Annotated in this window: 19 protein-coding genes and 1 pseudogene; 9 read left to right on the plus strand and 11 right to left on the minus strand. The window is 58.3% G+C overall.

Annotated elements, in window-relative coordinates; all coding sequences use genetic code 11:
* Window positions 1-64: 64 nt before the first annotated feature.
* The 3 genes and pseudogenes from BLT55_RS02455 to BLT55_RS02465 all read right to left on the minus strand — a co-directional run.
* Complete coding sequence (locus BLT55_RS02455; protein ID WP_007247761.1) at window positions 65-1042, minus strand: IS5 family transposase; 978 nt, start codon at window positions 1040-1042, stop codon at window positions 65-67.
* A gap of 235 nt (window positions 1043-1277) precedes the next feature.
* Entirely contained in the window at window positions 1278-2255 is a 978-nt protein-coding gene (locus tag BLT55_RS02460) for an IS5 family transposase (protein WP_007247761.1), read from the minus strand.
* A gap of 88 nt (window positions 2256-2343) precedes the next feature.
* A pseudogene (locus BLT55_RS02465) lies at window positions 2344-3744 on the minus strand (glycoside hydrolase family 17 protein); the annotation flags it as partial.
* A 213-nt stretch (window positions 3745-3957) separates the two neighbouring features.
* On the opposite strand from BLT55_RS02465, the gene tcdA reads away from it, so the two are divergent.
* On the plus strand, window positions 3958-4788 hold the full coding sequence (gene tcdA, locus BLT55_RS02470; RefSeq protein ID WP_055001137.1) for a tRNA cyclic N6-threonylcarbamoyladenosine(37) synthase TcdA: 831 nt from the start codon (window positions 3958-3960) through the stop codon (window positions 4786-4788).
* Here tcdA and BLT55_RS02475 read toward each other — a convergent pair.
* Genes BLT55_RS02475 through BLT55_RS02490 form a run of 4 tightly spaced genes read right to left on the minus strand, consistent with a single transcriptional unit; the run spans window position 4779 to window position 7878 of the window.
* Window positions 4779-5186 carry a SufE family protein gene (locus tag BLT55_RS02475; protein WP_055001136.1) on the minus strand — a complete coding sequence of 136 codons (408 nt, stop codon included), beginning with the start codon at window positions 5184-5186 and terminating at the stop codon, window positions 4779-4781. The two genes, tcdA and BLT55_RS02475, sit on opposite strands and share 10 nt — an antisense overlap.
* Complete coding sequence (locus tag BLT55_RS02480) at window positions 5183-6388, minus strand: aminotransferase class V-fold PLP-dependent enzyme (protein ID WP_055001135.1); 1206 nt, start codon at window positions 6386-6388, stop codon at window positions 5183-5185. Before BLT55_RS02480 ends, BLT55_RS02475 begins: the two co-directional genes overlap by 4 nt.
* Window positions 6389-6448: 60 nt before the next feature.
* Window positions 6449-7483, minus strand: coding sequence for a 2,3,4,5-tetrahydropyridine-2,6-dicarboxylate N-succinyltransferase (dapD, locus tag BLT55_RS02485; protein WP_055001134.1), 1035 nt, complete (start codon window positions 7481-7483; stop codon window positions 6449-6451).
* A 47-nt stretch (window positions 7484-7530) separates the two neighbouring features.
* Window positions 7531-7878: an ArsC family reductase gene (locus tag BLT55_RS02490; RefSeq protein ID WP_054087307.1), complete on the minus strand. Its 348-nt coding sequence runs from the start codon at window positions 7876-7878 to the stop codon at window positions 7531-7533.
* Between the two features lie 233 nt (window positions 7879-8111).
* Between BLT55_RS02490 and BLT55_RS02495 the strand changes: the two genes are divergently transcribed.
* On the plus strand, window positions 8112-8342 hold the full coding sequence (locus BLT55_RS02495) for a hypothetical protein (protein ID WP_007250141.1): 231 nt from the start codon (window positions 8112-8114) through the stop codon (window positions 8340-8342).
* A gap of 87 nt (window positions 8343-8429) precedes the next feature.
* On the opposite strand, the gene BLT55_RS02500 is transcribed toward BLT55_RS02495, so the two are convergent.
* The 4 genes from BLT55_RS02500 to map form a co-directional block, all read right to left on the minus strand.
* Window positions 8430-9260: a matrixin family metalloprotease gene (locus BLT55_RS02500; protein ID WP_055001139.1), complete on the minus strand. Its 831-nt coding sequence runs from the start codon at window positions 9258-9260 to the stop codon at window positions 8430-8432.
* Window positions 9261-9408: 148 nt separating this feature from the next.
* Entirely contained in the window at window positions 9409-10602 is a 1194-nt protein-coding gene (dapC, locus tag BLT55_RS02505) for a succinyldiaminopimelate transaminase (RefSeq protein WP_055001133.1), read from the minus strand.
* Window positions 10603-10653: 51 nt separating this feature from the next.
* A complete protein-coding gene (locus tag BLT55_RS02510; RefSeq protein ID WP_055001132.1) occupies window positions 10654-13350 on the minus strand; it encodes a [protein-PII] uridylyltransferase in 2697 nt (898 codons plus the stop codon).
* A gap of 64 nt (window positions 13351-13414) precedes the next feature.
* The gene (gene map, locus BLT55_RS02515) at window positions 13415-14197 is read right to left on the minus strand and encodes a type I methionyl aminopeptidase (protein WP_055001131.1); all 783 of its coding nucleotides are present in this window, start codon (window positions 14195-14197) and stop codon (window positions 13415-13417) included.
* A 324-nt stretch (window positions 14198-14521) separates the two neighbouring features.
* Here map and rpsB point away from each other — a divergent pair, with 324 nt between their 5' ends.
* The 7 genes from rpsB to ispC all read left to right on the plus strand — a co-directional run bounded on the left by rpsB (window position 14522) and on the right by ispC (window position 20600).
* Window positions 14522-15265 carry a 30S ribosomal protein S2 gene (gene rpsB / locus BLT55_RS02520; protein ID WP_003314293.1) on the plus strand — a complete coding sequence of 248 codons (744 nt, stop codon included), beginning with the start codon at window positions 14522-14524 and terminating at the stop codon, window positions 15263-15265.
* A 190-nt stretch (window positions 15266-15455) separates the two neighbouring features.
* The gene (gene tsf, locus BLT55_RS02525; RefSeq protein WP_007250147.1) at window positions 15456-16319 is read left to right on the plus strand and encodes a translation elongation factor Ts; all 864 of its coding nucleotides are present in this window, start codon (window positions 15456-15458) and stop codon (window positions 16317-16319) included.
* Window positions 16320-16525: 206 nt separating this feature from the next.
* Window positions 16526-17269 (plus strand): UMP kinase, encoded by a 744-nt coding sequence (gene pyrH / locus BLT55_RS02530; RefSeq protein ID WP_007250148.1) that lies wholly within the window; start codon window positions 16526-16528, stop codon window positions 17267-17269.
* Window positions 17266-17823, plus strand: coding sequence for a ribosome recycling factor (gene frr, locus BLT55_RS02535; RefSeq protein ID WP_007250149.1), 558 nt, complete (start codon window positions 17266-17268; stop codon window positions 17821-17823). The genes pyrH and frr overlap by 4 nt, the downstream gene beginning before the upstream one ends.
* A 16-nt stretch (window positions 17824-17839) precedes the next feature.
* On the plus strand, window positions 17840-18595 hold the full coding sequence (gene uppS, locus BLT55_RS02540) for a polyprenyl diphosphate synthase (protein WP_055001130.1): 756 nt from the start codon (window positions 17840-17842) through the stop codon (window positions 18593-18595).
* Complete coding sequence (locus BLT55_RS02545; protein ID WP_007250151.1) at window positions 18595-19410, plus strand: phosphatidate cytidylyltransferase; 816 nt, start codon at window positions 18595-18597, stop codon at window positions 19408-19410. The genes uppS and BLT55_RS02545 overlap by 1 nt, the downstream gene beginning before the upstream one ends.
* Window positions 19407-20600: a 1-deoxy-D-xylulose-5-phosphate reductoisomerase gene (gene ispC / locus BLT55_RS02550; RefSeq protein ID WP_055001129.1), complete on the plus strand. Its 1194-nt coding sequence runs from the start codon at window positions 19407-19409 to the stop codon at window positions 20598-20600. Before BLT55_RS02545 ends, ispC begins: the two co-directional genes overlap by 4 nt.
* Window positions 20601-20666: the final 66 nt, after the last annotated feature.

Below are 20666 nucleotides of genomic sequence, written 5' to 3' on the forward strand. Positions count from 1 at the left end.
TTCTCGAGCAGATTTCTGCCCTCATTTTGCTGAAAGGCGGGCCAGTCCCGCCTTTCAGACGGATTTATCCTGCCGTCTGTTGTAAATACCGCTTGGCCAGCATCAGATTGGCCAACCCAAACAAACTGAACAACTGCGCTGTATTCTTTTCCAGCCCACGGTAGCGAACCTTGCGATGATTGAAGCGCACCTTGATTACCTGGAAGGGGTGCTCGACCTTGGCACGCAGTTGCGCCTTGGCATATTCAATTTTGCGCTTGACCCGATACAGCACGCTGCCTTCGCCGTGCTGCTTGTAACTGCTTGGCCGTTCTGCAATCGACCAGATAACGTCCCGTTCAGCATGCTCCGGTCGCTTGGCCGCACCGGTGTATCCAGCGTCACCCGAAACATAGGTTTCGTCACCGTGAAGCAACTGGCCAACCTGGGTGACATCCGCCACGTTAGCGGCCGTCCCTACTACGCTGTGCACCAGCCCCGACGTGGCGTCTACACCAATGTGGGCCTTCATCCCAAAGTGCCATTGATTGCCTTTCCTGGCCTGATGCATCTCAGGATCACGCTTGCCTTCTCGGTTCTTGACCGAGGGCGGCGCGGCGATCAGAGTAGCGTCGACGATAGTGCCTTCCTTGAGCAGCAGCCCCCGGCTGGCCAGATGCTGGTTAATCGTTTCAAACAGCAGCCGGGTTAGCTGATGGACTTCCAGCAAGCGGCGAAAACGCAGCAAGGTGGTGGCATCCGGTGCAGACTCGCGACCCAGGTCGATACCCATAAAACCGCGGATGGCCTGGCTGTCGTAGACGGCATCTTCGCAACCTTCATCGGAGAAACCGAAACACTGCTGCACGACGTACATGCGCAACATGCGCGACACCCCTATCGCAGGGCGTCCGCGCTTGCCTGCGGTGTTGCTATAAAACGGCGCCACTTGCGCCTCCAGCAGGGCCCAGGGCACCAACTGTTCAAGGTCAGCCAGGAAGCGATCTCGGCGAGTCTGCTTTTTCTTGCCGGTATATTCGAGTTCGGAGAAGGTCTTCTGCACGCGCGTAACGCTCACGGAGAGGGAGGCTGTTGAAGGAACTTAGTGTGCCAAGGGTGGGGACAGTTGGCTATTTTTGCAGCGCCTCCCTAAGGAGACGCTGAACAATTAACCCGTTCGCACCGTCCCCATTTCCAAGCCGGTTTTTTTCAACCTGCCGGCCTTATTTTACGTTTCTCGAGCAGATTTCTGCCCTCATTTTGCTGAAAGGCGGGCCAGTCCCGCCTTTCAGACGGATTTATCCTGCCGTCTGTTGTAAATACCGCTTGGCCAGCATCAGATTGGCCAACCCAAACAAACTGAACAACTGCGCTGTATTCTTTTCCAGCCCACGGTAGCGAACCTTGCGATGATTGAAGCGCACCTTGATTACCTGGAAGGGGTGCTCGACCTTGGCACGCAGTTGCGCCTTGGCATATTCAATTTTGCGCTTGACCCGATACAGCACGCTGCCTTCGCCGTGCTGCTTGTAACTGCTTGGCCGTTCTGCAATCGACCAGATAACGTCCCGTTCAGCATGCTCCGGTCGCTTGGCCGCACCGGTGTATCCAGCGTCACCCGAAACATAGGTTTCGTCACCGTGAAGCAACTGGCCAACCTGGGTGACATCCGCCACGTTAGCGGCCGTCCCTACTACGCTGTGCACCAGCCCCGACGTGGCGTCTACACCAATGTGGGCCTTCATCCCAAAGTGCCATTGATTGCCTTTCCTGGCCTGATGCATCTCAGGATCACGCTTGCCTTCTCGGTTCTTGACCGAGGGCGGCGCGGCGATCAGAGTAGCGTCGACGATAGTGCCTTCCTTGAGCAGCAGCCCCCGGCTGGCCAGATGCTGGTTAATCGTTTCAAACAGCAGCCGGGTTAGCTGATGGACTTCCAGCAAGCGGCGAAAACGCAGCAAGGTGGTGGCATCCGGTGCAGACTCGCGACCCAGGTCGATACCCATAAAACCGCGGATGGCCTGGCTGTCGTAGACGGCATCTTCGCAACCTTCATCGGAGAAACCGAAACACTGCTGCACGACGTACATGCGCAACATGCGCGACACCCCTATCGCAGGGCGTCCGCGCTTGCCTGCGGTGTTGCTATAAAACGGCGCCACTTGCGCCTCCAGCAGGGCCCAGGGCACCAACTGTTCAAGGTCAGCTAGGAAGCGATCTCGGCGAGTCTGCTTTTTCTTGCCGGTATATTCGAGTTCGGAGAAGGTCTTCTGCACGCGCGTAACGCTCACGGAGAGGGAGGCTGTTGAAGGAACTTAGTGTGCCAAGGGTGGGGACAGTTGGCTATTTTTGCAGCGCCTCCCTAAGTGGATTGACATGAAAGAACCGGAAGCGAGGCCCCAGTTGCCTGCAATACTGCTCGATGGGCTTCCAGACTTCCGGGTCTTGAGTGTTGTTGTCGATGATCAGAACCTCAAAGCTCGGATAGTCCAGCCGTTGCAATGCGTCGAGCGTCAGCTTCACCATGTCGGGAGGTTCGTTGTAGCACGGCACGTGTATGGACACTTTGGGTAACGGGCCCGCGTAAGCTCGTAACGGAGGAAAAGATCGCGGTTCCTCCGGTCCCCAGCATGATTCGAGGAACTCGTAACCCTGTATCCCTGTGCCGATCAGTAAGCTGGTCGCCCATGCCAATACGATGGGCAAAGCCACCCACATCGATAAAGACTGTGCGTAACTTATGCCAACCCCTAACAGTAATGCGTACAACGCAGCAAAAACCAATACGGTTGTTCGCCAGTTGTCGGGCTGCCAATCGGCGATCAATCTCGGAACTTCTGATCGCCAGCTGGCGCGTATTTTTACTGGGCCTTGCAGTGGTGACTTTATCTTTCGCTGGGCATCGAACAGGCCCCAGTGAGGCCCCGGCAACCCCTCCTCAGTTTTCCATTGTTGATCAAATGCCTCCCTGACAAAGTAGTCTAAGCCACTCTGATTCAACAGCGCGAGCTGGCTTCGCAGGTAGATTGACTGTTCGGCGTTATAGGCGATGGTGCGTCTTCTGAAGTTGCCTTTGTCTGGCCAGCCAATCTCGGAAAGTATCAGCGGTTTTTCGGGAAACATCAGCCTCAATTCGTTCGCCCGTGCGAGAACCGCAGAGCCTGCCTGGGTGACCGGAACGAACTCCCTGAATGGCAAGACATGCGCCGCGATGAACTCTACGTGATCAGCCAGTTTCGGCGTATCGTGCCACTGTTGCCATCCCTCTGAGGTTGAAACCGGAACGTTGACACTTCGTCGTGCGGTTTGTATGTAATCAATCAGTTGGCTGACGGTGACGTCATTGCGCAGTAATGCTTCATTTCCGATGATCAGACGCCGGACGCTGGGGTACTGATTGGCAAGCTTCACGCCCTCGATCAGTTCCCGATCATTACGTTTTCCGTCCCAGCCTATCCATATGCCGAGGGTGACACTCATACCGAGTTCTTCGGCTATTTCGGGAATACAGGCCAGCGTCTGCTCGACCGAGTAGGTTCTTACATGTCGAGTCAACGGGCGGATCAGCAGCAAGTCTTCTTTGATTTGCTCACGGGTCGGATAAATATGGTTGTAGGGACTTTGTCCGGGACGAAAGGGGTTATAGGCAAGGCCCGAGATGCTGTCAGGCCAGTCAGGGGCCTTGTTCACGACGGATTTGAATAGGTTGACCGGCCAGATTAGAGCGTCTGGTTTTTTTTTATTCATGTTTGAAATGTGCTCCATGCGGCATATCGATATCGCGGCTTCCTGTCGCGTCTATTAATCCTAGCGGCTTTGAGGTGCCGGGCGCTGCCGGTACTTAGACTCTTTTCTGCGTTGTCGCTGCTAAACAAAGGTTTTTTGCACCGTTAGCGCTGATCGCGACTGAGGAGCAAGGCGGGTGTCCTAACCTGCGACAACCCCATATAATGCGCGCCGGTTTTCGGGGTATTGATCATGAGCACAGACGATCCACGTTTCGCAGGCATCGCCCGTTTGTATGGCGTCGAGGGGCTGGCGCGCCTGCGTGCGGCTCATGTGGCGATCGTCGGTATTGGCGGTGTGGGTTCCTGGGCGGCAGAAGCCATGGCGCGCAGTGGCGTGGGCGAGATTTCGCTGTTTGACATGGACGACGTCTGTGTCAGCAACAGCAATCGCCAGCTACACGCGCTGGACAGCACCGTCGGGCGGCCCAAGGTTGAGGTGATGGCCGAGCGCATCCGGGCTATCAACCCCGACTGTGTAGTGCACGCGGTGGCGGATTTCGTGACCCGCGACACCATGGCCGAGTGCATCACCGCGGACATGGACTTCGTGATCGACTGCATCGACAGCGTTAACGCCAAGGCCGCGCTGATCTCCTGGTGCAAGCGCCGCAAGATCCAGATGGTCACCACCGGCGGTGCAGGCGGGCAGGTAGATCCGACTCTGATTCAGATCGCCGACCTGAACCGTACCTTTAATGACCCCTTGGCGTCCAAGGTGCGTTCGACTCTGCGTCGCGACTACGGTTTTTCACGCACACCGAATCGCCACTACAGCGTGCCCTGTGTCTTTTCCACCGAGCAACTGCGCTATCCGAAGCCGGATGGCAGCATCTGTCTGGAAAAGAAGTTCGTCGGTGACGGCGTCAAGCTGGACTGTGCCGGTGGGTTCGGCGCGGTGATGATGGTGACTGCCACGTTCGGCATGGTCGCCGCCACGCGCGCCGTGGACAAGTTGGTCGCCGGCACGCGGCGGCCGTCCGAGCGGGTCAAGCCTCTGGCGGCGGCAGCCGATCAGGCCTGAGTCAGTTCACGCATTCTCTGCAGTACGGCATTCAGGCCGTTGCTGCGCGACGGTGAAAGCTGGCGGCTCAGCCCCAGTTGAGTGAACCAGTCAGGCAAATCCACGCGTTGCAGTTCGTCGGCGGACAGCCCGTTGACCCGCGCGAGCAACAGCGCAACCAGCCCGCGAATCAACCGCGCGTCGCTGCTGGCACGGAATTGCCAGCCTGCAGCGCTGATTTCGCCGGTCAGCCAGACGTTGCTTTCGCAGCCATGGACCAGATGGTCATCCGATTTATCGTGATCGTCCATCGGTGGCAGACGATCACCCCACTGCATGAGCAGGCGTGCGCGCTGTTCCCAGCTCTGCGGTTGCCCGAAGGTCTCCAAGGCAATGAGCGCCTGCGCGGGAACCGTCATCGAAGCAGCTCCAGCGCCTGATCCAGTGCGCTGAAAAAAGCCAGCAGGTCATCCGAGTCGTTGTACAGCGCCAGCGATACCCGCACCGCGCCGGGCAAGCCGAGCGTCTTGAACAGCGGCATCGCGCAATGATGACCGGCCCGCACGGCGATGCCTTGTTCAGTCAGCAGATGCGCCAGATCGGCATTGTGAACCCCGTCAACCACGAAGCTGACCAGCGCCAGATCCGGGTCGCCGAGCACTCGAATGCCATCACGCTGTTGCAGGCCTTCCAGCAGGCGGCGATGCAGGTTCGCTTCGTGCTCCGCGACGGCGTGGTGATCGAGGCCACTCAGGTAATCGAGCGTGGCGCCCAGGCCTATCACGCTGGCGATGGGCGGTGTGCCGGCCTCGAAGCCCAGTGGCGCAGGTCGAAACGTCGCTTGCCGGTAGTCGGCCGTCAGCACCATCTCGCCGCCATACTGCCAGTGCGTCAGGCTCGGCAGCGCTTCATGGCGGCCGTATAGCACGCCCAGTCCTTCAGGTCCGTAAAGCTTGTGACTGGAAAATACATAGAAGTCGCAGCCAAGGGCCTGCACATCGTGGCGACCATGCACCACGCCTTGTGAGCCATCCACGACGGTCAGTGCACCATGCATCCTGGCCAGTGCAAGCAGGCGGGTCAGCGGTTGCCAAGTGCCGAGCACGTTGGACAGCTGGCTGACTGCCAGCAGACGTGTACGCGGTCCGATCAGGCTGGCGGCCGCATCGGTGTCAATCACGCCATTGATGTCGATCGGCAGAATCACCAGCTTCAGGTTGCGGCGTTGCGCCAGTTGCTGCCATGGCAGCAGGTTGGCGTGATGTTCCAGCGCGCTGATGACGATCTCGTCGCCCGCAACGAACGCATGCTCCAGCCCGTAGGCAAGCAGGTTGAGGGCCGAGGTCGCGCCGTGGGTGAAAATGAGTTGCCCGCTGTCACCGGCGTTTAGCCAGTGCGCCGCCTTGAGGCGACTGTCTTCGAACGCCTGTGTGGCGTGAGCGCCGGGCAGGTGCTGCGCACGATGCACATTGGCGGCACCGTTAGCGTAATAGTGGCTCAGGGCATCGATCAATGCCTGCGGTTTTTGCGTGGTGGCGGCGTTGTCCAGATAAGTCTGGCCTTGCCGTTGCAGGGCGGCGATGGCTGGAAAGTCAGCACGCCAGAGAGAGGTGAGGGGCATTGTTCGTCCGGCTCGTGGAAGCGGATTCAAAGCCGCAAGACTTTGAATCCGCACACAGCATCAGTTGTGAGCGTGCAGTGCTTCGTTCAGCTCGACGGCCGACTTGTGGGTCTTGCATTCCACAGCGCCGGTCTGCGAGTTGCGACGGAACAGCAGATCGTTCTGGCCTGCCAGCTCGCGGGCCTTGACGATCTTCACCAGCTCGTTTTTTTCATCGAGCAGCGCAACCTTGGTGCCGGCGGTGACATAAAGACCCGATTCGACGGTATTACGATCGCCCAGCGGAATGCCGATCCCGGCGTTGGCACCGATCAGGCAGCCTTCGCCGACCTTGATGACGATGTTGCCGCCACCGGACAGTGTGCCCATGGTCGAGCAACCGCCACCCAGGTCAGAGCCCTTGCCGACGAATACGCCTGCCGAAACACGACCTTCGATCATGCCCGGGCCTTCAGTGCCGCCGTTGAAGTTGACAAAGCCTTCGTGCATCACGGTGGTGCCCTCGCCGATATAGGCGCCCAGACGCACGCGGGCGCTGTCGGCAATACGCACACCGCTCGGCACGACGTAGTCAGTCATTTTCGGGAATTTATCGACCGAGAACACTTCCAGCAGTTCGCCTTTGAGGCGCGCTTCGAGTTGGCGTTCGGCCAGCTCACCCAGGTCGACTGCGCCCTGACTGGTCCAGGCGACGTTTGGCAGTAGCGGGAAAATGCCGGCCAGGTTCAGGCCGTGCGGCTTGACCAGCCGATGCGACAGCAAATGCAGCTTGAGGTAGGCCTCGGGCGTCGACGTCAGAGTGCTGTCTTCAGACAGCAGGGTGGCAACCAGCGGTTTCTGGCTTTCCGCCAGACGTGTCAGCAGGGCGGCTTGAGTGCTGTCGACCGGCTTGACGACCTCGGCCAGCTTGTACGCCATGTCTACAGTGAAGGTGAGGGCCTTGTTGCCATCGGTGTAGCCCAGCACCGGTGCGATCGCGGCGACCAGTGCAGGCGATGGATTGATCAGTGGCTGGGCGTAAAACACTTCCAGCCACGCGCCTTGACGATTTTGGGTGCCGACGCCGAAGGCCAGGCTGAACAGGGTAGTGGACATGCAAATACCTCTTAACTTTATCAAGGGGCTTTCAGTAGCGCTCTGGCTTACTGTAAAGCCGCTGCATACAGGTCTGGTTTGAACCCGATCAGGGTTTTATCGCCCAGTTCAAGCACCGGACGCTTGATCATGGACGGCTGCGCAACCATCAGTTCGATGGCCTTTGCCTGATCGAGATCGGCTTTCTGTCCGTCATCGAGCTTGCGAAAGGTGGTGCCTGCGCGGTTCAGCACCACTTGCCAACCGTGCTCGTCGCACCACTGAGTCAGATGCTCACGGTCGATACCCAGTGTTTTGTAATCATGAAACTCGTAGCTCACGGAATGTTCGTCGAGCCAGGTACGAGCCTTTTTCATGGTGTCGCACGCTTTGATGCCAAATAGAGTGTAAGTCATTGTTTTAAGCGGGGTGGCTGATCTTGCTCGTGATTCCCCGCGATTTCTCCTCGCAATTCAGCCGCGCATTATGCCACGTCATTCCATGCAGCGCCGTGCCTGAGTGGATCTGGCGTCTGGCGGTAAATAGATAACTCCTATAACTATCATAAAAAAAGTTTCACCCCCGCCATCTTGAGTGAGGCGTCTTGTCGGACAATGATGGCGCTCGATTTTCAAAACTGGGTCGCGTTATGTCTGAACAAGATAAGAAGCGTCAGGAAGCGCTTGTCCGGCAACGCTATTACAGGGAACGTCAACGTGCCGAAGGCTTCAAGCAAAGCACAATCTGGATTCACGCCGAAGCGGAGGCGGACGGCAGGTCGGCTGCTCGCGAAGGCAAGCCGCTGCTGCCCATGCAGTCCCACGACCCGGTAAGCTGGGCCGTGGGGTGGGTAGCGGAAAAAATGCGCACGCGTCAGTAGTCAGCTTTCCACGCGTGCTCGCGCCACGCTTTATGGCTAAAGTGCGTGGCGCGTGAACCGGGCATCAGACGCTCCAGGCCTATCGCTTCAGCGTTGTTCAAATTTCGAGTTGGCGCGATTCGGGTAGATGGCGCCCATCACCTTGATGTCATTGGGGCTGAGTGTCTTGCCGACATTGATGATTTCAAAATCGCCCAGGGTCAGGCCATTGGGGATGTCGAAGTGCATGACCGAGTCCCGGTCATAAGCTGAATAATGGTAATCCGCAGCTTCGTACCGGTCGAGAAAGTTCCGGTTGACTTCCTCGTCGGTCAGTCCGGTTTGTGCAAGCAGGGAGCGCAAAAGCGGCTCGTTCCAGGGGATGTTGGCCTGCGGATGCTGATGCTCGTGAACGGCGCCCAGCGCATGCCCGAACTCATGCAAGACGATGCGCGTCAATTCTGCCGACGGTTTCAGATCAGTCGTGTAAATCTCATTGATATTGAATTCCATGGTGGGCTCATCCTGCCTGGCCAGCAGCGCATCGGTGCCTATTGCACTCCAGTTCAGGTGTTCATTGAAGCCAATGCGGATATCGCTGATACCTTGGGTCACGAACTCGAATTTCAGATTTATGTGCGCCAGCCACTTTTTTGCCGCTTCGATGACGGGGTCTTTAAGGGCGGCCGGAGGGTCCTTCGGAAAGAGAATTTTCAGCGTGCGCCCGCGTGCCCAGTATTTGGTGAACGCCACCAGCATCCGTGGCTTGCGCGTCGACTCGTCTGTTTCGTAGCCGGTTTCCGATTCGTAGGTGGGGGTGATGGCTGCGTTGGCGGCGTTTTCACGAATGGCAGCGTCATAGGACGTCTGCTGATCTGTGACAGTTCGCATGCAGCAGGATGACGGCAGTTTTACATTCTGAACGGATGGAGCAGGCATTCGATTGACCTTCATAGCAATTCGCTTCCTGTCAGGAAGCCGTAAAAATGAAGGTTCAAGGTAGGTTCAAACGAGGTGTTGCAGGTGGTAACTATTTGTTTTATTACCCTGCCGCACATTGCATGCGACAGGGCTGTTTCCGACGCCTCTACTTGTTCAGGAAGGCGCGGATACGTTCAGCAGCTTCGATGCACTCGGCCAGCGGCGCTACCAGTGCCAGTCGCACCCGCCCGGCCCCCGGGTTGACGCCGTCGACTTCCCGCGACAGGTACGAGCCGGGAACGGCGGTGACGTGCTGGTCAACGAACAGATCGCGACAAAAAACGGCGTCGTCGGTGCCCACATTTGGCCACAGATAGAACCCGCCGTCCGGACGCTGTACGTCCAGCACCGGGGCCAGAATCTCGAGCACCGCGTCGAATTTCTCGCGGTACAGGTCCCGGTTGGCACGCACATGGGCTTCGTCGTTCCAGGCGGCGATGCTGGCCAGTTGGGTTTGAACCGGCATGGCGCAACCATGGTAGGTGCGATACAGCAAGAACGCCTTGAGGATCTCGGCATCGCCGGCAACGAAACCGGAGCGCAGGCCCGGCAGGTTGGAGCGCTTGGACAGGCTGTGAAAAACCACGAAGCGCTTGAAGTCCTTGCGGCCCAGTTCCACGCAGGCACTGAGCAGGCCCGGCGGTGGCGTTTGTTCGTCGAAGTACAGCTCGCTGTAGCACTCGTCCGCGGCAATGACGAAGTCATACTGATCGGCCAGTGCGATCAGCTTTTTCAGCGTTTCGACCGGGATCAGCGCGCCGGTCGGATTGCCCGGCGAACACAGAAACAGAATCTGGCAGCGTTTCCAGATGTCCGGGGTGACCGCATCGAAATCAGGGTTGAAGCCGTTCTCGCTCAGGCACGGCAGATAGTGCGGTCGGGCGCCCGCCAGATACGCCGCACCTTCGTAGATCTGATAAAACGGGTTCGGGCTGATCACCAGGCCGTCGTCACTGCGATTGACCACGGTCTGGGTAAATGCAAACAGCGCCTCGCGGGTGCCGTTGACCGGCAGTACGTTGCGCGCCGGGTCAATCCAGCCTTCAGGCACGCCAAAGCGACGGCTGCACCAGCCGGCAATCGCCTCGCGTAGCGCGGGGATACCGAGCGTGGTCGGGTACACCGCCATCTGGTCGAGGTTGTCTGCGAGCGCCTTGGCAACGAAATCGGGTGAGCGGTGCTTCGGCTCGCCAATGGACAGCGCCACCGGGCGTTTATCCGGATTAGGCGTCACGCCGCCCAGCAAAGCGCGAAGCTTTTCGAACGGGTAGGGCTGAAGCAGTTGCATGGCGTTATTCATGGAGCGTGTTCCTCGATGAGCTATGTAGAGCCGATTCGTGTGGTCGAGTGTTCAAATGCTGATCCGCAAATCGCCGCCGGTGTCCGGGTTGACGCTCAGTTGCTTGACGATGGCTTCCTGCAACTGGCTGCACAACTGCGGATCGGACAGCGGCTGATTGTTGGCGTCGGTGATGAAGAAAACGTCCTCGACGCGCTCGCCCAGCGTTGCAATCTTGGCGTTCTGCAAAGACAGGTCGAACTCCAGAAAGATCTTGCCGACCCGCGCCAGCAGGCCGGGTCGATCCGGGGCCAGCAGTTCCAGGACGGTCACCGGGCGCTGGGCATCATTGTGAATGGTGACCTGCGGCGCAAACGCGAAGTGCTTGAGCTGGCGGGGGACGCGGCGCTTGATGATCGTCGGGTAGTCATCCGGGTTGTGCAGCGCTTCGGTCAGGCCGTCGCGGATGTCCTGAATGCGTTCCGGATTGTTGCCGATCGAGCCGCCTTCGTGATCGAGCACTATGTAGGTGTCGAGCGTGAACTGGCTGCTCGAGGTAATGATGCGCGCATCGTGAATGTTCAGGTTCAACTGGTCCATCGCGGCGACGGTCACCGCGAAGAAGTCGTGCTGATCCGGCGCATAAATGAAGATTTGGGTACCGCCTTCGAATTCGCGATATGTGGTTTCTTTGATCAGCACCAGCGGGCCGCCGTCGGAGGGCTGTTGCAGGATAGCGTCGCTGTGCCAGGCCACGTCACCGGCGGTATGGCGCAGAAAGTAGTCGTCGCCCAAGGCTGACCACAGCTGCTCGACATCATCGGGATCGGTCCCGTTGCGCACCAGAATATCCAGCGCGGCGATCTGCGTGCGGCGGATCTGCTCTTCGCGGTCGACCGGGTTTTCCAGGCCGCGACGCAGGGCGCGCTTGGTTTCGGTATACAGCTGGCGCAACAGGCTGGCGCGCCATGAATTCCACAGGGTCGGATTGGTCGCGTTGATATCGGCGACGGTCAGCACGTACAGATAATCCAGATGCACCTCGTCACCGACAAACTGGGCGAAATCATGAATCACCTGCGGGTCGGACAGGTCCTTGCGCTGGGCGGTGGTCGACATGACCAGGTGATTGCTCACCAGCCAGACGATCAGCCGGGTGTCCCAGTCAGGCAGTTGATGACGCTTGCCGAACGCCTGCGCATCCACTGCACCAAGTTCCGAGTGATCGCCACCCCGGCCTTTGCCGATATCGTGATACAGCCCGGCCAGGTAGATAAGCTCGGCCTTGGGCAGGCGGGCCATGATCTTGCTGGCCAGTGGAAATTTTTCCGACACCTCGGTGTATTGCAGCTTGCGCAGATGCTTGATCAGATTCAGCGTGTGCGCGTCGACGGTATAGATGTGGAACAGGTCGTGCTGCATCTGCCCCACGATGTGGCCGAACTCCGGCAGATACAGGCCAAGAATGCCGTAGCGGTTCATGCGTCGCAGGTTGCGGTGAATGCCCGTTTCGCACTTGAACAGCTCGATGAACAGGCTGGTGTTGCGGATATCGTTGCGGAAGTCGTCGTTGATCAGGTGCCGGTGCTCGCGCAACAGGCGAATGGTGTCGGCACGTACCCCCTTGATTTCCGGGTGCTGAGCCATCAGCACGAAAATTTCGAGCATCGCGAACGGGGTGCGTTTGAACACGTTCGCATGAGTGGCTTCTATATAGCCGTCATGCAACTGGAAGCGCGAATTGATCGGCTGCGGCGTACCGCTGTCTTCGGAAAGAATCACTTCCTCGAAGTGCTGGATGATCAGATCGCTCAGCTCGGCGATGCTCATGACCACGCGATAGTACTTCTGCATGAAGCGCTCGATGGCCAGCTTGGCATCATTGTCTTCGTAGCCCAGCAGGCTGGCGATACTGCGCTGGTAGTCGAACAGCAGCCGGTCTTCGGAGCGTCCGGCCAGCATGTGCAGCGCATAGCGCACTTTCCAGAGAAACTCCTGGGAGGAGGCCAGCAACGCGTTTTCGCTGCCCAGCAGAAAGCCTTCGCCTGCCAATGCATGCAGGTTCAGCGTGCCGTACTGGCGTCGGGCTACCCAGAGAATGGTCTGGATATCGCGCAGCCCGCCGGGGGAGCCTTTGACGTTGGGCTCCAGGTTGTATTCGGTGTCGTTGTACTTGTGATGGCGCTTTTTCTGTTCTGCGTGCTTGGCAAGGAAGAAATCCTTGCTCGGCCACATCTGCCGCGTACTGGTGACGTCCAGCATCCGTTGGCGCTGGTGTTCAGGTCCGGCGATGGTGCGGCTTTCCATCAGGTTGGTGATGACCGTCAGGTCAGCCCGTCCTTCCTGCGCGCACTCGGCAACCGAGCGTACGCTTTGCCCGACCTCAAGGCCGATGTCCCACAGCAGCGTCAGAAAACCCTCGATAGGTTCGCGAAAAATTTCGTGATCGTCGCTGTCCAGCAGGATCAACAAGTCGATGTCCGAATGGGGGTGCAATTCGCCGCGGCCGTAGCCACCCACCGCCAGCAGCGCGATGTCGGCGTCTTCGCTCCAGTTGAACTGGTCCCAGGCCTTTTGCAGGATGTTATCCACGAACCATGCTCGATCCTCGATCAGCCGCCGAATATCGCGGCCCGACCTGAAGCGCTCGTCCAGCACGTCTCGGGCTCTGCGAATGGCTTTCTTGAAAGCCGCGATGGGGCTGGCTTTCAAGGCCAGTTCGGCCTGGAGCTGACCGCGATCGAACAGGTCTGGGTCTACTTGCGGCATGGAACAGCATTCCTCATGTCGGGCATTGCGTGTATTCAATCGGATTCAGCCATGCAGACTCGAGTCAGGGAGCCTTTTGTGCAATGGTATCGTCGCTGCGTAAAGTGAAGATTTCGTAACCCTCGGCGGTCACCAGTAGTGTGTGTTCCCACTGTGCCGAAAGCTTGCGGTCCTTGGTGATCGCCGTCCAGCCATCGCCGAGGATCTTGGTTTCCGGGCGACCCTGATTGATCATCGGTTCAATCGTGAAGGTCATGCCTTCCTGTAACTGGATGCCGGTGCCCGCTTCGCCGAAGTGCATGATCTGTGGCTCTTCATGAAACACCTTGCCGATCCCGTGGCCGCAGAAATCACGTACCACCGAAAAACCATTCTTTTCTGCATGTTTCTGGATGACTGCACCGATATCGCCCAGGTGAGTGCCCGGTTTGACGATCTCGATGGCTTTGTACAGGCATTCCTGAGTCACCTTCGACAGGCGTTCTGCCCACACCGGAACGGTGCCGACATGGAACATTCTGCTGGTGTCGCCGTGGTAGCCGTCCTTTATGACCGTGACGTCAATGTTCAGCGAGTCGCCGTCCTTGAGCTTCTTGTCGCTCGGGATGCCGTGGCAGACCACCTGATTGATCGATGTGCAGATCGACTTGGGGAAACCCCGGTAATTCAGCGGGGCAGGGATCGCTTTCTGTTCGTTGACTATATAGTCGTGGCAGATGCGGTCCAGCTCTTCGGTGGTCACGCCCGGCTTGACATAAGGGGCGATCATTTCCAGAACCTCGGCGGCCAGACGGCCGGCGATGCGCATCTTTTCGATGTCTTCCGGAGTTTTGAGGGTGATGGTCATACAGAATCTCTCGACGTGGCGGGCACGCGGCTGGTGCGCAAAGGCGCGATTCTACCAGACCGCCTGCGTCGGGGGATCATCGCTTCCTTCTATAGCCGTTCGATGGCGCCTTTCAGCAGGGGCTAAATGCAAAGTAAAACAAGAACTTGATGGGAGTTCCGTTATCTTCCCTTTTGTGATATAAAATGCGCCGCTTTCCAAGGTCCGCCTTCGAAGCACAAACCCACACACGTGTCGACACGATGACCTGGGTGCCTTGGCTAGATGCCATTGGTTGGTCATTGGGATACGTGGAGGCCTAACCCGACTTATCAAGGAACTATCATGTCCCAAGTCAATATGCGCGATATGCTGAAGGCTGGTTGCCACTTCGGCCACCAGACCCGTTACTGGAACCCGAAAATGGGCAAGTACATTTTCGGCGCGCGTAACAAGATTCACATCATCAACCTTGAAAAAACCCTGCCTATGTTCAACGAAGCGCTGACTTTCGTTGAGCGCCTGGCATCGGGCAAAAACAAGATTCTGTTCGTTGGCACCAAGCGTTCCGCTGGCAAGATCGTTGCTGAAGAAGCAGCACGTTGCGGTTCGCCGTACGTAGACCATCGCTGGTTGGGCGGCATGCTGACCAACTTCAAGACCATCCGTCAGTCGATCAAACGTCTGCGCGAGCTGGAAGTACAGGCTGAAGACGGTACTTTCGCCAAGCTGACCAAGAAAGAAGCCCTGATGCGCACCCGTGATCTGGAAAAACTGGATCGCAGCCTGGGTGGTATCAAGGACATGGGCGGTCTGCCAGACGCACTGTTCGTTATCGACGTTGACCACGAGCGCATCGCGATCACCGAAGCCAACAAGCTGGGCATCCCTGTTATCGGCGTCGTCGATACCAACAGCAGCCCGGAAGGCGTTGACTACATCATCCCGGGCAACGATGACGCAATCCGCGCTATCCAGCTGTACATGGGTTCGATGGCTGACGCTGTTATCCGTGGTCGTAACAATGTTGCTGGCGGCACCGACGTATTCGTCGAAGAAGCTCCAGCTGCAGCAGCTGTAGAAGGCTGAGTAAAAACGCCTGGCGTTTACTCAGTACGCGAAAAGGGGGCTTAGCCCCCTTTTTGCCACCTCGGAAATGATTTGTCGGCGTGCAAGCACGGCCTTGTTGTCATGTGTTGCTGCCACCCTGATTTTTCAAGAATTGCACGCCCGGCCAGCCGGGTGGAATGGTTGAAGACCTATCCAAGAGGATTTTGAAATGGCAGAGATTACTGCAGCGTTGGTCAAAGAACTGCGCGAGCGTACCGGCGAAGGCATGATGGATTGCAAAAAGGCCTTGACCAAGGCTGGCGGCGACATCGAAAAGGCAATCGACGACATGCGTGCTTCCGGCGCCATCAAGGCTGCCAAGAAAGCAGGCAACGTTGCTGCTGAAGGCGCTATCGCCATCAAGGACGACGGCAAAGCTGCTGTCATCATCGAAGTCAACTCGCAGACCGACTTCCTAGCCCTGCAGGACGATTTCAAGAATTTCGTCGCTGCCAGCGTCGAAAAAGCCTTCGCCGACAAAATGACCGACGTCGCTCCACTGATCGAAGCTCAGGAAACTGCGCGTCTGGTGCTGGTCGGCAAAGTTGGCGAAAACGTCAACATTCGTCGTCTGAAGCGCATCGAAGGTGACGTAGTAGGTTCTTACCTGCACGGCAACAAGATCGGTGTGGTCGTTACCCTCAAAGGCGGCGACGTCGATCTGGCTAAAGACATCGCCATGCACGTAGCGGCGAGCAACCCTGAGTTCCTGTTACCTTCGGAAGTGTCTGCCGAAGCGATCGAGCGCGAGAAGAATGTCTTCCTGCAATTGAACGAAGACAAGATCAAAGGCAAGCCTGCTGAAATCGTCGAGAAGATGGTCGGCGGCCGTATCACCAAGTTCCTGGCAGAAGCCAGCCTGGTTGAGCAGGCGTTCGTCAAGAACCCTGAAGTCAAGGTCGGCGAGCTGGCCAAGAAGGCCGGTGCTGAAATCGTTTCTTTCACCTACTTCAAAGTAGGCGAAGGCATCGAGAAGCCGGTCGACAACTTCGCTGACGAAGTTGCTGCCCAGCTGGCTGCCGCCAAGCAGTAAGACAGTTTTTCAAACTGTCGCCTCAAAGAGGCTGCCCGCTCACGCGTGCGGCCTCTTTGTCGAAAGAGCAAAGGAATTTTCCTTGGAGATTATGCCTGCAAGGCTGCATTCTCCCGACGCTTGCACAGCGTCAAGCTAAAGTAAGCGCAGGCTTGAAATAGCCCGCACAGATTTTTTTCAGAAAAACGCCGCAGGAGAGATTCGCAATGGCTCAGCAGGGCAGTGGTTATCAGGCTCGCTATAAACGCATTCTACTCAAGCTTAGCGGCGAGGCCCTCATGGGCTCCGAAGAGTTCGGCATCGACCCCAAGGTCCTGGACCGCATGGCACTTGAAGTCGGCCAACTGGTCGGTATCGGTGTTCAGGTCGGCCTGGTCATCGGCGGCGGCAACCTGTTTCGTGGTGCAGCCCTGAGCGCAGCCGGCATGGATCGGGTAACAGGCGACCACATGGGCATGCTGGCCACTGTGATGAATGCTCTGGCCATGCGCGATGCGCTCGAGCGCGCTAATATCACGGCGATCGTCATGTCCGCCATTTCGATGGTGGGTGTCACCGATCACTACGATCGTCGCAAGGCCATGCGCCACCTCAGCGCCAAGGAAGTGGTGATCTTCGCGGCAGGTACGGGTAATCCGTTCTTCACAACCGATTCGGCAGCGTGCCTGCGCGCTATCGAGATCGACGCCGACGTGGTGCTCAAAGCGACCAAGGTCGACGGTGTGTATACCGCAGATCCGTTCAAGGACCCGAATGCCGAGAAGTTCGATCATCTGACTTACGATGAAGTGCTGGATCGCAAGCTGGGTGTGATGGATCTGACCGCAATCTGCCTGTGTCGCGATCACAAGATGCCATTGCGCGTCTTCAACATGAATAAGCCGGGTGCCCTTCTGAATATCGTCCATGGTGGCGCCGAAGGAACCCTGATCGAGGAAGCCCAACAATGATCAATGAAATCAAGAAAGATGCTCAGGTTCGCATGCAGAAGAGCCTGGAGTCGTTGGCCCATGCGTTCACCCGGATCCGTACCGGCAAGGCTCACCCAAGCATTCTGGGTGGCGTCATGGTTCCTTACTACGGTGCCGATACCCCGCTGAGCCAGGTTGCCAACGTGACCGTCAAGGATTCGCGCACCCTTCAGGTCGTGGCGTTCGAGCGCAACATGCTGGCTGCGGTCGACAAGGCCATCCAGAGCTCCGGCCTGGGCTTCAACCCGACCAACCTGGGCGAATTGCTGCTGATTTCGATGCCGGCGCTGACTGAAGAAACCCGCAAGGGCTTCACCAAGCAGGCACGTGATGCAGCCGAGGATGCCCGTGTTGCCGTGCGCAACATCCGTCGTGACGCGCTGAGCCAGTTGAAAGACCTGGTCAAGGACAAGGAAATCAGCGAAGACGAAGAGCGTCGTGCGGCTGACGACGTGCAGAAGCTGACCGACAAGTTCGTGGCGGAAATCGAAGCTGCGGTGAAGCAGAAAGAAGCTGATCTGATGGCTGTATAAGGTTTCGGACGCTTTCATGGAAAAAATAAAACCGGCCGCGCCCTCATCGGTGCCGCGTCACGTCGCGATTATCATGGATGGTAATAATCGCTGGGCGAAAAAGCGTCTGTTGCCAGGCGTTGCAGGCCATAAGGCGGGCGTCGATGCTGTGCGCGCCGTTATCGAGGTCTGTGCCGAAGCCAAGGTTGAAGTGTTGACGTTGTTTGCGTTCTCCAGTGAAAACTGGCAACGCCCGGCCGAAGAGGTCGGTGCGCTGATGGAGCTGTTTTTTACGGCCTTGCGGCGTGAAACGAAGCGCCTGAACGAGAATGACATCAGCCTGCGCATCATTGGTGATCGTTCGCGCTTTCATCCCGAGCTTCAGGCAGCCATGCGTGAGGCAGAAGTGCGGACGTCAGGTAACAGTCGTTTTGTGCTGCAGATTGCCGCCAATTACGGCGGTCAGTGGGACATCGCGCAGGCTGCCCAGCGGTTGGCGCGCGAGGTTCAGGCCGGTCATTTGCAGCCGGACGAGATTACGCCCGATCTGCTGCAGTCCTGTCTTGCCACGGGCGATCTGCCGCTGCCGGACCTGTGCATTCGCACCGGCGGCGAGCACCGCATCAGCAATTTCCTGCTTTGGCAGCTGGCCTACGCCGAGCTGTACTTCTCCGACCTGTTCTGGCCGGACTTCAAACACTATGCCATGCGCGTTGCGCTGGCAGATTTCGCTTCTCGCCAACGTCGCTTCGGTAAAACCAGCGAACAGGTAGAAGCTGGAGCCCGGGCTTAATGCTGAAACAACGGATCATCACGGCACTCATTCTGTTGCCGATTGCCCTCTGCGGCTTTTTTCTGCTGACCGGCATGTACTTCGCCCTGTTTATCGGGGTTGTCGTCGTTCTGGGCGCCTGGGAATGGGCGCGGCTGGCTGGCTTTGCTGCCCAGTCGATGCGCGTTGGCTATGCCGCAGTGGTCGCTGTCCTGCTTTTTCTGATGTACCTGCTGCCGGGGCTTGAGCCATGGGTGCTGGTCGCTGCGGTCATCTGGTGGGGCGTGGCGACGTTTCTGGTGCTTACTTATCCCGATTCCAGCGGCCACTGGGCGAGCGCCGCATGCAAGCTGGTGATCGGTCTGCTGATTTTGCTGCCGGCCTGGCAGGGGCTGGTGCTGATCAAGCAATGGCCGCTGGGCAACTGGTTGATTCTGGCGGTCATGGTGCTGGTCTGGGCGGCCGACATCGGCGCCTATTTTTCCGGAAAGGCATTCGGCAAGCGCAAGCTGGCACCCAAAGTGAGCCCCGGCAAAAGCTGGGAGGGCGTATACGGTGGTCTGGCGGTGAGTCTCGCTATCACGGCTGCGGTGGGTATTTCCCGCGACTGGTCTGTCATCCAGTTCATCGCCGCTCTGCTGGGCGCTGCCGTAATTGTCTTCATCTCGGTGATCGGTGACCTGACCGAAAGCATGTTCAAGCGCCAGTCAGGGGTCAAGGACAGCAGCAACCTGCTGCCTGGCCACGGCGGGGTGCTGGATCGCATCGACAGCCTGACGGCGGCTATCCCGGTATTTGCCGTGCTGCTCTGGGCCGCTGACTGGGGTGTCATGTGAGTGCTCCGCAACAGCTCACCATTCTAGGGGCGACCGGTTCCATCGGCCTGAGTACTCTGGATGTGGTCGCTCGCCATCCCGCGCTTTATCAGGTGTTCGCGCTGACGGGCTTCAGTCGTCTGAAAGAGCTGCTGGCCTTATGCATCAGACATACACCGCAATACGCCGTGGTGCCGGATCAGGCGGTCGCGCGTAAATTGCAGGACGATCTTGCCGCTGCCGGGCTCGATACCCGAGTGCTGGTGGGGGAGCAGGGGCTGTGCGAAGTGGCCGCGCACTCGCAGGTCGATGCGGTGATGGCTGCCATCGTCGGTGCGGCGGGCTTGCGTCCGACTCTGGCGGCGGTAGAAGCAGGCAAGAAGGTCTTGCTGGCCAATAAAGAGGCGCTGGTCATGTCCGGTGCCCTGTTCATGCAGGCGGTGCAACGAAGTGGGGCCGTGCTGCTGCCCATCGACAGCGAACACAATGCGATCTTTCAATGCCTGCCTGTCGACTTTTCGCGGGGGCTGGGCGCTGTCGGTGTGCGGCGTGTCATGCTGACTGCTTCGGGCGGCCCGTTTCGTGAAACGGCCCTTGATCAGTTGCAGAATGTGACCCCTGAGCAGGCCTGTGCGCACCCGGTCTGGTCGATGGGGCGCAAGATTTCAGTAGATTCGGCCACGATGATGAACAAGGGGCTCGAGCTGATCGAAGCCTGCTGGCTGTTTGATGCGCGCCCTGATCAGATCGAGGTTGTGATTCACCCCCAGAGCGTGATCCACTCGCTGGTCGATTATGTCGATGGCTCGGTTCTGGCCCAGTTGGGCAATCCCGACATGCGCACGCCAATCGCCCATACACTGGCCTGGCCTGCACGTGTAGACTCCGGCGTAGCGCCGCTGGATCTGTTTCGCATCGGGCAGCTGGATTTTCAGGCGCCGGACGAAGGCCGATTCCCGTGTCTGCGGCTGGCGCGGCAGGCGGCAGAAGCCGGTGGCAGCGCGCCCGCCATGCTCAATGCCTCCAATGAAGTGGCCGTCGCGGCATTCCTTGATCGGCGTATTCGCTACCCGGAAATCGCCGGTATGATCGAGGATGTCCTGAATCAGGAGCCCGTGATCGCTGTCGAGGTGCTCGATACGGTTTTCGCGGTGGATGCGAAAGCGCGTTTGCTGGCAGGCCAATGGCTTGAAAGAAACGGCCGGCAGTGATCGCCGCCGTATGAATGAAAGGGTTGTTGTGGTACGTCAACAGCAGCCCGCGCAGGCGTGCGCTGA

The organism is Pseudomonas cannabina (assembly GCF_900100365.1).
Taxonomy (GTDB): Bacteria; Pseudomonadota; Gammaproteobacteria; order Pseudomonadales; family Pseudomonadaceae; genus Aquipseudomonas; species Aquipseudomonas cannabina.

Bases quoted from the DNA above. Each gene is read 5' to 3' on its own strand.
- tcdA (WP_055001137.1), top strand. From the start codon at position 3,958: ATGAGCACAGACGATCCACGTTTCGCAGGCATCGCCCGTTTGTATGGC.
- BLT55_RS02475 (WP_055001136.1), bottom strand. From the start codon at position 5,186: ATGACGGTTCCCGCGCAGGCGCTCATTGCCTTGGAGACCTTCGGGCAA.
- BLT55_RS02480 (WP_055001135.1), bottom strand. From the start codon at position 6,388: ATGCCCCTCACCTCTCTCTGGCGTGCTGACTTTCCAGCCATCGCCGCC.
- dapD (WP_055001134.1), bottom strand. From the start codon at position 7,483: ATGTCCACTACCCTGTTCAGCCTGGCCTTCGGCGTCGGCACCCAAAAT.
- BLT55_RS02490 (WP_054087307.1), bottom strand. From the start codon at position 7,878: ATGACTTACACTCTATTTGGCATCAAAGCGTGCGACACCATGAAAAAG.
- BLT55_RS02495 (WP_007250141.1), top strand. From the start codon at position 8,112: ATGTCTGAACAAGATAAGAAGCGTCAGGAAGCGCTTGTCCGGCAACGC.
- BLT55_RS02500 (WP_055001139.1), bottom strand. From the start codon at position 9,260: ATGCCTGCTCCATCCGTTCAGAATGTAAAACTGCCGTCATCCTGCTGC.
- dapC (WP_055001133.1), bottom strand. From the start codon at position 10,602: ATGAATAACGCCATGCAACTGCTTCAGCCCTACCCGTTCGAAAAGCTT.
- BLT55_RS02510 (WP_055001132.1), bottom strand. From the start codon at position 13,350: ATGCCGCAAGTAGACCCAGACCTGTTCGATCGCGGTCAGCTCCAGGCC.
- map (WP_055001131.1), bottom strand. From the start codon at position 14,197: ATGACCATCACCCTCAAAACTCCGGAAGACATCGAAAAGATGCGCATC.
- rpsB (WP_003314293.1), top strand. From the start codon at position 14,522: ATGTCCCAAGTCAATATGCGCGATATGCTGAAGGCTGGTTGCCACTTC.
- tsf (WP_007250147.1), top strand. From the start codon at position 15,456: ATGGCAGAGATTACTGCAGCGTTGGTCAAAGAACTGCGCGAGCGTACC.
- pyrH (WP_007250148.1), top strand. From the start codon at position 16,526: ATGGCTCAGCAGGGCAGTGGTTATCAGGCTCGCTATAAACGCATTCTA.
- frr (WP_007250149.1), top strand. From the start codon at position 17,266: ATGATCAATGAAATCAAGAAAGATGCTCAGGTTCGCATGCAGAAGAGC.
- uppS (WP_055001130.1), top strand. From the start codon at position 17,840: ATGGAAAAAATAAAACCGGCCGCGCCCTCATCGGTGCCGCGTCACGTC.
- BLT55_RS02545 (WP_007250151.1), top strand. From the start codon at position 18,595: ATGCTGAAACAACGGATCATCACGGCACTCATTCTGTTGCCGATTGCC.